Consider the following 8792-nt stretch of genomic DNA (forward strand, 5'->3'; position numbering starts at 1 on the left):
GGCCGTCGATGCGGTACGCGACGATGTGCTCGGCCAGCAGGGCATGCTCCTCGGCGTCGTGATCGCCCTTGTCCAGCGGCACTTGGTCCAGGCGGGCCTGCTTGGCCACGGCCCGCAGTGCGAGGGCGCCCGCGACGACGAGCCCGATGATCACGGCGTAGACGAGGTCGAGGGCGAGGGTAGCGACGGCGGTGAGGACGAGTATCAGGGCGTCCGAGCGTGTGGCTCTCGCCATCGCCCGCAGCGAGCCGACCTCGACCATGCGGATCGCGGTGGCGATGAGGACGCCCGCGAGCGCGGCGAGCGGGATCTTCGACACGAGGGGCGCGGCGGCGAAGACGATCGCCGCGAGGACCGCGGCGTGGGCGAGCGCGGCGAGCCGGGAGCGGGCTCCCGTACGGACGTTGACGGCGGTCCGCGCGATCGCGCCGGTCGCGGGGACGCCGCCGAACAGCGGTGCCGCGATGTTGGCGACTCCTTGGCCGAACAGTTCGCGGTCCGGGTCGTGCTTCTGCCCCGCCGTCATCCCGTCGGCCACCGAGGCGGAGAGCAGCGACTCCAGGGCGGCGAGCGCGGCCACCGCCACCGCGGGCGCGAGCAGCGAGCCGAGGGCGCCCGCGTCGAGGAACGACAGGGACGGCGCGGGCAGCCCGGCGGGCAGGTCGCCGATGGGCGCGGCCGCGTCGAGGTTCGCCGACTGGGCCACGACGGTGGCGGCGACGACGGCGACGATGGAGAAGGGGATGGTGGGACGCCAGCGGGCGCCGATCAGCATGACGGCCGCCACGGCGACGGCGAGGCCGACGGCCGTCCAGTTCGGCGCGTGCGCGAACTCCTCGGCCGCACGCCAGGTCACCACGAGGACCCGGTCGCCCTCGGGCTTGGCCACGCCGAGCGCGTTGGGGACCTGCTGCAGCCCGATCACGCAGGCGATGCCCAGCGTGAAGCCCTCGACCACCGGCGCGGGCACGTACTGCATGTACTTCCCGGCCCGCAGCACGGCGAGCGCGACCAGCATCAGCCCCGCGATAAGACCGACCGTCAGGACGCCCCCGGCCCCGTACTGACCGAAGATCGGGACGAGTACGACGGTCATGGCGCCGGTCGGCCCGGACACCTGCAGGTTCGACCCGCCGAAGACGGCCGCGAGCGCCCCGGCGATCACGGCTGTCGCGAGCCCCGCCGCCGCGCCGAGCCCGGAGGAGACGCCGAAGCCCAGCGCGAGCGGCAGCGCCACGATCGCCACCGTCAGACCGGCCAGCAGATCGCGGCGCGGAGCACGGCGGACGTCCGCCAGGTCGGCGCGGGTGGGCAGTAGGGGACGCACCGAGCGCACCGCCCGGCTCAGCACCTCGCTCATCGCGTGGCGCCCTCGGCTTCCCGCAGCTCCGCCAGGAGCTCGTTCTGCCCGGCGAGCATCTCGGTCAGAATCCGGCGCGCGGCCCGCATCAGGTCGGCGACGTCCCCGCCCGCGAGCTCGTAGACCACCGTCGAGCCCTCCCGCACGGAGGTGACGATCCCCGAGCGGCGCAGCACCGCCAACTGCTGGGAGAGGGCCGCCGGTTCCACCTCGATCGCGGTGAGCAGGTCCCGCACCGGCATCGGCCCGTCCTGCAACAGCTCAAGGGCACGTATTCGTACGGGGTGGCCGAGCATCCGGAAGAACTCAGCCTTGGCCTGATACAGCGGAACCGACACAGAGTCCTCGCCCTCGACTTTCTCGAACCACCCGGCGCTTCACATCAGTGGCCGCCGGGCGAGGCGCCCTCCCGGGGCGTCCCGCACGGCGGCACCCGTCGCCCCCACGGCTACCTGCAGGCACGACTGGCCCACCATCTAACGAATTGCAAAAATTCGCAATTCCGATAGACGGCAGTTACCGTGCGACGAGTCAGACAGATCGAAAGAGGTGCCCTGCCCAGATGCCCGAGAACCTTCCTCCCTGCCCGCAGTGCTCGAGCGAGTACACCTACGAGATGAACGCCCTGGTGGTGTGCCCCGAGTGCGGCCACGAGTGGATGCCCACCGAGAGCGGCACGGACAGCGAGGCCACCTCCGGGGAGCGAGTGATCAAGGACGCCGTCGGCAACATCCTCAAGGACGGTGACGCCGTGGTCGTCGTCAAGGCACTCAAGGTCAAGGGCAGCCCGTCGGGTATCAAAGCCGGCACGAAGGTGCGCGGCATCCGGCTGGTCGACGGCGTCGACGGCCACGACATCGACTGCAAGATCGACGGCTTCGGAGCCATGCAGCTCAAGTCCAGCGTGGTCAAGAAGGCCTGACCCTCGGGCCTCGCCTCCTCGGCGGACACCCGCTGACTGTCACGGCGTGACAGCCTCCCTCACGACCACCGCTGAGCCTGTCCACTGCCCTCACCCCGGGCGCCGGGCTGTGTTGAGACCCAGCGCGGGCCCGGCCGGAATTCGTTTGCCCTGGCCGCGGGCCCACGGGGCATGGTGACCGGACATCACGAGTCGTGGTGCAGGTATTGCGAGGAGGCAGCGGCGGCAATGGAGATTCGTTCCACGACAGATGAGGACGTTGACGTCTTCGTCGACACCATCCATGCCGCGTTCGGGCGCTTCCCGGAAACTCCGGTCGAGGGCGGTGGGCTGTGGTGGTCGGCGCTCGAAATGGACCGTGGCCTGCTCGCCCTGACGGCGGACGGGCGGCCCGTCGGCACTGCCGCCGCGCACTCCTTCGAGCTCACCCTGCCCGGTGAGATCCTCGCACCGGCCTGCGGGGTGACCGCCGTTGGCGTCCTGCCCTCGCACCGGCGCCAGGGTGTACTCAGCGCGATGATGCGGCATCAGCTCGCCGAGTTCCGGGCCCGCGGGGAGTTCCTTGCCGTGCTGCTGGCCTCCGAGGCTCCGATCTACGGCAGGTTTGGCTACGGACCGGCGACCTACACGGCGCGACTGACGGTGCCACGCCACCAGGTCGCCCTCGCCGTCCCCCGGGCGCGCACAGTGGCCAGCGCACCAGCGACGGATTCGGACGACGGCTCGGTCGAGGTGCTGTGTCGTGCCGAGTGCGGCGAGATTCTGGAAGAGGTCTACGACCGGTACCGCCGCACCCAGCCCGGCGCGCTGTCCCGGCCGCACCGCTGGTGGGCCCTGCGCGCGGGGCAGCCCCCGATCTCGCCGGCACCACGCTACGTCGCTGTTCACCGTGACGCCTACGGCGTCCCGGACGGGTACGCCAGCTACTCGATCGGCGAACCCAACACCCTGACGGTCGACGAGACCATCGCCACCGACGGCGCCGTCTTCACGGCTCTGGCCCGGTTCGTACTCGGCCACGACCTGGTCTCTCAGGTCGTGTTCAAGCACGTCCCGACCGGGCATCCGCTGCGCTGGCAGCTCGCGGACTTCCGTGCCGGCGAGGTGAGCGGCGACACCGACTGGCTCTGGGTGCGTCTCCTTGACATCCCGCGTGCGCTGACCGCGCGCGGTTGGTTGACGGACGGCGAGCTCGTCCTCGACGTCGACGACCCGTTCCTCGGCGAGCACGGCCGCTATCTGCTGACCGCCCGGGACGGCAAGGCCGACTGCGTCCCGACGGACCGGGAGCCCGATCTGTCCCTGGACGTACGCGACCTGGGCTCGGTCTACCTCGGCGGCACCGCCCCGAGCACGCTCGTGCGGGCCGGACACATCCGGGCCCACCACCCGGGCGCGGCCCCCCTCGCCGACGCCCTCTTCCGCACCGACCGCCTCCCGCACTGCCTGCACTGGTTCTGACCACGCGCTCGCCGACCCCAGACAAGTCTCGTCAGCCCGTAGCCACCCGTCGGGGCGGTGCGAAGGGCGCGGCCAGGAGCGGCGACGGCAGCCGGACTGGAACGGGCGCGCCGTCACGAACGGCCGGACAACCTGGGCTCCCCGCAGGCTCGACGAGGAACTGACCCGCCTCCGCCGAAGACCTTCACTGACCCGAGGCTCTGCGTGGTTATCGCTGACCGGATCACCTTTCGCTGCACACTCATCCAGACCGGTACTGAGTCCTACCGCTTCCAGGCCACCGAGTCCGAAGGGCACAACACGAGGCGGTGAAGCATCTGCCCGACAGACCGGAGCAGACGGGGCTGTCCACGGCAGTGCCTCTCAGTGGGCGTTCTGTGGTCTTTCATCGGGTTTCGGGTTGAGTTGGTATCTGGTACGGCCGGAGTCGGCTGAGTGAGGGTAAGCAGGCTGACTGGCCAGATCTGGGATGTGTTCACGGGGCTCCAGATCACTTGCCGTGATCAGATTCGCGGCTCGCGTGACGGCTTTCATGTGCGGCGAGCGAGAGGAAGAGCACTGCCGCGGCGATGAGCATCACCCCAATCCCCAGCCACCAGACCCAGGGAGCAACCTCGGCAGCGGGGGGTGAAGTGGCGGTACGGGAGCCAGCAGACACAGCGGCGGTGACTCCCAGGCTCACGATGGCGGAGGATGTGCATACCAGGAGTTCGGTCGGGGAAATGCCAGCTCGGCGCCCACGCGCAGCATGTCGCCCTCTCTTCGGGGCCCGTGCAGGTCGAGGCCCGCGAGCGGCTTTCCTGCTGGCCTGCGCTGCGTGGCGTGCGCCGCCCGCGGCGAGTGGGATCGCGAAGGTCATGCCGTCGATGAAGCGCAGGAACCAATGGTGGTTTCTGTCCCCGAGGTAGTTCCACAGCTCGGCCTCCCACTCCGGGCCCTGGTACTCCCAATCCTCCTTCGGCATGGCGAGCCTGGCGAACTTCAGGATGAGGAAGGGAAGGCGCAGCGTCATCCCGCGTGTCAGCGCCATGATCACCTCGTAGAAGACGGCGGCGAGGATCGCAGCGATGAGCGCAACGCTCCAGCCCTCCACGTCGTGGCCCAGGAACATGGGTCCGTGCTCGTCGGTCTTGCTCGCCAGCTCGGCGACGTTGACGGGGTGCATCAGGTTCGAATCCCCTCCGCGATGGGGCCCGCGTTCCAGCCCGGCGACGAGGCCGGCGGGCGTGCGCGCTGGCTCAGTTCAGCCAGCGCGAGGTGCGCCTGACGCGCGCCCAGGCCGGTCAGCGTGTAGTAGCGGCGGGCCGGGCGGCCGGCCTCGCTCGGGTCGATGTCCTCGTCATCACCCGCGATCCATCCAGCCCCCTCAAAGCGCCGAAGCGCCGGATAGAGGGAGCCGCTAGATACCTGAGCCTTCTTCATCAGCTCTGCACCGAAGTGGGGGGAGTCCGGGTCTTCAAGAAAGGCCTGGAGCAACCTCACGACGGCTGGCGTGAGTTTGATATCCACGGGGCGAGCATCCCTTAGTCCGCTCCCGACATAGGTCTGATCTGCACATCCGTCACCCGAATTGGGTACTGGTGGGCGAGGAAATACCCACGGTCGTCTCGTGGCTGCCTGCTGATGGACCTGTCAGCTGACGCCCGACCTCCAGGAGGAGCGATCGAAGATGGGCCCTGAATGAGAGTTCTGTGATGGTTCGCCGGATTTCAGGTTGAGTTGGGGTCCGGGGTGGCTGGTGCGGCTTGGGCGGGGATGAACAAGCCGGGTTCGGGGTCGGCGAGGATGTCGCGGTCGACCAGGCGCTTGAGCTTGGCGCGGACGCTCTCGGTGTGCCGTGGCTCGGTTCCGATGCCCAGGATCTCGCAGACCTCCTTCGCGCGGAGCCCGTGTCCGGCCTGGCCGAAGGCGGCGAGGACTTCGCGGTAGCCGGGCGGCAGCGGCTCGGGCGGTTCGATGCCGTCCTCGACGGCAAGGTCCAGCATCGTCTCGCGGGTGATGTCCAGGCGTTCCAGGGTGCGTTCGGCCGCGGCGAGCTGTCCGGTCAGGAGCGCGATCTGCTCACGCAGCTGTCCGGCCGTCTCGCGTACCAGCCGCTGCCGGGCCTCGATCTTGTCCAGGAGATGCTTCACCGGCGCTCCTGCTCATCGGGGGCGCGGGGTGCCGGGCGGGTCGCGCCAGGTCACGGTGGCGGTGCGGGTGAGGCGGCGGAGCATGACGTCGGTCATCGACCAGTGGATCCAGGCCGCCGAACTGGCCGGCCTGGTCTCGTAGTCACGCACGAGACGCCTGTGCAGCATGAGGGTGCCGAGCGTCTGCTCGACCACCCACCGCTTCGGCTCCGGCGTGAACCCCTTCGTCCCTGGATCGCGCTGGACGATTTCCACGTCGATGCCGAGGCGGGCGCCGTGCTCCACGACGGCCTCCTTGAACCCGGCATCCACCCACGCCTTGGTCACGGTGGGCGCGCTCTTGGCGATCCTGTCGAGCAGGGCGATGCCGATGGCGTTGTCGTGCACGCTCGCCGCTACCACGATCACGGCGATGACCAGCCCGAGAACGTCGGCGGCTATCCCTCTTTTCCGGCCCGGGCTCCGCTTGCCCGGATCCAGCCCGGTCGTCTCCTTCGGCGCGTTCACTGAGGCCCGCACGGTCTGGGAGTCCAGCACGACGGCGGAGGGGTCCTCGCGCCGCCGGCGCATCTCCCGGGCCAGACAGCGCAGCAGCTCGTGGATGGTCTCGGCGGTCCCGTCGTCGCGCCAGAGACCGAAGTAGTAGTACGCCGCGCTCGTGGGCGGCAGGTCGTGGGGCAGATAGCGCCACTGGCAGCCGGTCCGGGCCTGGTACAGCAGCGCGTTGACGATCTCCCGCATGGCGTACTGCCCCTCGTGCCCGCTGACCGAGGGATGCTTCGCCTTCCACGCGGTAATGACCGGCCGGATCAGCTCCCAGGCTTCGTCCGACATGTCACTCGGGTACGGCTCGCGTCCGTCCACGCCCACAGCGCACCGCGTCCTCGGCTGGCCGGGAAGCCCTGGAACCGGACAACCCGCCCTCAAGCACTACGACTCCGCCGAGCACTCGCAGAACACCCACTCAGTAGGCTGACGTGCCGAACAATGGAGGCACTGCACATGAGTTTCCGCCTGAAGGCGATCACCCGCGAGGAGCACCTGGCTTTCGTCACGGCCCGGCCCTCGGCGAGTCACATGCAGGTCCCCTCTTGGGGGGATGTGAAACCGGACTGGCGGGCTGAGAGTCTGGGGTGGCTCGATGACAACGACCGCCTCGTCGGCGCGGGGCTGGTGCTGTTCCGGCCATTACCGAAGCTCAGGCGCTACCTTGCCTACCTGCCTGAAGGGCCGGTCATCGATTGGGACACGCCGGATCTTCAGCGATGGCTGGAGCCGATGCTCGCCTACCTCAAGGCCCAGGGCGCGTTCTCAGTGAAGATGGGCCCGCCCGTCGTCGCCCGCCGCTGGAGCGCGGAGGCAGTCAAGGCCGCTATCGCCGACCCGCAGGCCAGACAACTGCGTGATGCAGAGGCCACCGTGCACGAGCCGCGGGCCTTCGACATCGCTGACCGGCTACGCCGGATGGGCTGGCATCAGGCCGAGCCCGGCAGCGAGGACGGCTTCGCCGCCGGCCAGCCGCGCTATGTGTTCCAAGTCCCCTTCGCAGAGCGGCCGCTGGCGGATATCCTTCGAGGACTCAACCAGCAGTGGCGCCGGAACATCAAGAAGGCTGAGAAGGCTGGCGTCAAGGTCGTCCGCGGCGGCTACGACGATCTGCCCGCCTTTTACGACATCTACGTGGAGACCGCCGAACGCGACCGGTTCATCCCGCGCCCGCTGGCGTACTTCCAGCGCATGTGGACTGCGCTGACGGCCGAGGACCCCAACCGCATGCGCCTCTACCTCGCCCACCACGAGGGCGAAGTGCTCGCGGCGGCGACGATGCTGACGGTTGGCGAGCACGTCTGGTACTCCTACGGTGCTTCCACCAGTCGCAAGCGCGAGGTCCAGCCGAACAACGCCATCCAGTGGCGGATGATGTCCGACGCCCACGAACTCGGCGCGAGTGTCTATGACTTCCGGGGTATCACCGACACCCTGGACGAGAGCAACCACCTACTCGGCCTGCTCCGATTCAAGGTTGGCACCGGCGGCCAGGCCGTGGAATACCTCGGCGAGTGGGACTTCCCGCTCAACAAGCTCCTGCACAAGGCCCTCGACCTCTACATGTCCCGGCGCTGAGTTCGACGGCGGTACATCTTCACAGCCCCGGAACGGAGCCGGGCTCTCCAGTGCCATGCCTGTCAGGGACGTAGCCCGAGAGGACCCGGGACCGCCCAGCTACCGGCACCCCGCCACCACCACCTCAAGCGCCCAATAGAGGGGGATGGGCTGCTTCACCCCATCCCATGTGGAGGCCCCTTCCGACTCTCTTGAAGGCAACGGCAACGGCAACGGCAACGGCAACGTCTTCGGAGACGGGCGAGGCGATGGACGGCTGTCTGCCCTTTGCGGCAAACGAGGACTAGCTGGACTGGGAGATCCTCTGAGGGACAGAGATGAGCCTCAGGCCATGAAGAACAAGTTCAGAGCCTGCCCCACTGCGACAGCTGATCCGCGATCGCCGACCACACGTGGAGAGCTTCTGCTTGACGACTCCAGCTCAGTACGTGTGCCAGCTGGATGCAGCGTCCCCTGTCTGCAACGATCCCAGCCGGAAGGCGAGTTGAGCCGACGCTTCCGTATCCCCGCGGTCGGCCTGGCGCACGAAGGACCCCAGCGTGTGCAGGTCCCGGATCGCGACGAGGGTTGCGGTGCCCGGCCACTGGGTGAGGTCGTAGCCGTACGCCGTCGAGAACGCTCGGAGCTGGGCGGCTGTGCGGCCGAAGCGCACCCCTTGGAAGGTGTTCGCGAGGTCCAGTTCGCGCGGACCGTAGGCCGCCTCGTCCCAGTCGCCGAGGCGTGCCAGCGAGTCTTTGTCGTCCCACAGGGTGTTGCCGGGGTAGGCGTCCCCGTGGATCAGGCCGTGGCCCAG

General features: G+C 69.0%; 10 protein-coding genes. 3 read left to right on the plus strand and 7 right to left on the minus strand.

Annotated features, from left to right (window positions below; all coding sequences use genetic code 11):
- On the minus strand, positions 1 to 1360 hold a 1360-nt coding region (locus ACFWZ2_RS42915; RefSeq protein WP_384555234.1), incomplete at its 3' end, for a SulP family inorganic anion transporter.
- Complete coding sequence (locus ACFWZ2_RS42920; RefSeq protein WP_384555235.1) at positions 1357 to 1698, minus strand: ArsR/SmtB family transcription factor; 342 nt, start codon at positions 1696 to 1698, stop codon at positions 1357 to 1359. The genes ACFWZ2_RS42920 and ACFWZ2_RS42915, both read right to left, overlap by 4 nt.
- Positions 1699 to 1922: 224 nt before the next feature.
- Here ACFWZ2_RS42920 and ACFWZ2_RS42925 point away from each other — a divergent pair, with 224 nt between their 5' ends.
- Positions 1923 to 2282, plus strand: a complete 360-nt coding sequence (locus ACFWZ2_RS42925) for a zinc ribbon domain-containing protein YjdM (RefSeq protein WP_384555236.1) — start codon at positions 1923 to 1925, stop codon at positions 2280 to 2282.
- 228 nt (positions 2283 to 2510) lie between these two features.
- Positions 2511 to 3743: a GNAT family N-acetyltransferase gene (locus ACFWZ2_RS42930; RefSeq protein WP_384555237.1), complete on the plus strand. Its 1233-nt coding sequence runs from the start codon at positions 2511 to 2513 to the stop codon at positions 3741 to 3743.
- A gap of 490 nt (positions 3744 to 4233) precedes the next feature.
- On the opposite strand, the gene ACFWZ2_RS42935 is transcribed toward ACFWZ2_RS42930, so the two are convergent.
- The 4 genes from ACFWZ2_RS42935 to ACFWZ2_RS42950 form a co-directional block, all read right to left on the minus strand.
- Positions 4234 to 4908: a hypothetical protein gene (locus ACFWZ2_RS42935; RefSeq protein WP_384555238.1), complete on the minus strand. Its 675-nt coding sequence runs from the start codon at positions 4906 to 4908 to the stop codon at positions 4234 to 4236.
- Positions 4908 to 5252: a PadR family transcriptional regulator gene (locus tag ACFWZ2_RS42940; RefSeq protein ID WP_384555239.1), complete on the minus strand. Its 345-nt coding sequence runs from the start codon at positions 5250 to 5252 to the stop codon at positions 4908 to 4910. The genes ACFWZ2_RS42935 and ACFWZ2_RS42940 overlap by 1 nt, the downstream gene beginning before the upstream one ends.
- Positions 5253 to 5452: 200 nt before the next feature.
- Entirely contained in the window at positions 5453 to 5875 is a 423-nt protein-coding gene (locus ACFWZ2_RS42945) for a hypothetical protein (protein ID WP_384555240.1), read from the minus strand.
- Positions 5876 to 5887: 12 nt separating this feature from the next.
- Positions 5888 to 6739 carry an IS5 family transposase gene (locus ACFWZ2_RS42950; protein ID WP_384555241.1) on the minus strand — a complete coding sequence of 284 codons (852 nt, stop codon included), beginning with the start codon at positions 6737 to 6739 and terminating at the stop codon, positions 5888 to 5890.
- Positions 6740 to 6877: 138 nt separating this feature from the next.
- On the opposite strand from ACFWZ2_RS42950, the gene ACFWZ2_RS42955 reads away from it, so the two are divergent.
- On the plus strand, positions 6878 to 7999 hold the full coding sequence (locus tag ACFWZ2_RS42955; protein WP_384555242.1) for a lipid II:glycine glycyltransferase FemX: 1122 nt from the start codon (positions 6878 to 6880) through the stop codon (positions 7997 to 7999).
- A gap of 421 nt (positions 8000 to 8420) precedes the next feature.
- Here ACFWZ2_RS42955 and ACFWZ2_RS42960 read toward each other — a convergent pair.
- Positions 8421 to 8792, minus strand: a 372-nt coding sequence (locus ACFWZ2_RS42960) for a phosphotransferase family protein (protein WP_384555243.1), incomplete at its 5' end; no start/stop codon positions are given.

The organism is Streptomyces sp. NPDC059002 (assembly GCF_042740435.1).
GTDB lineage: Bacteria > Actinomycetota > Actinomycetes > Streptomycetales > Streptomycetaceae > Streptomyces.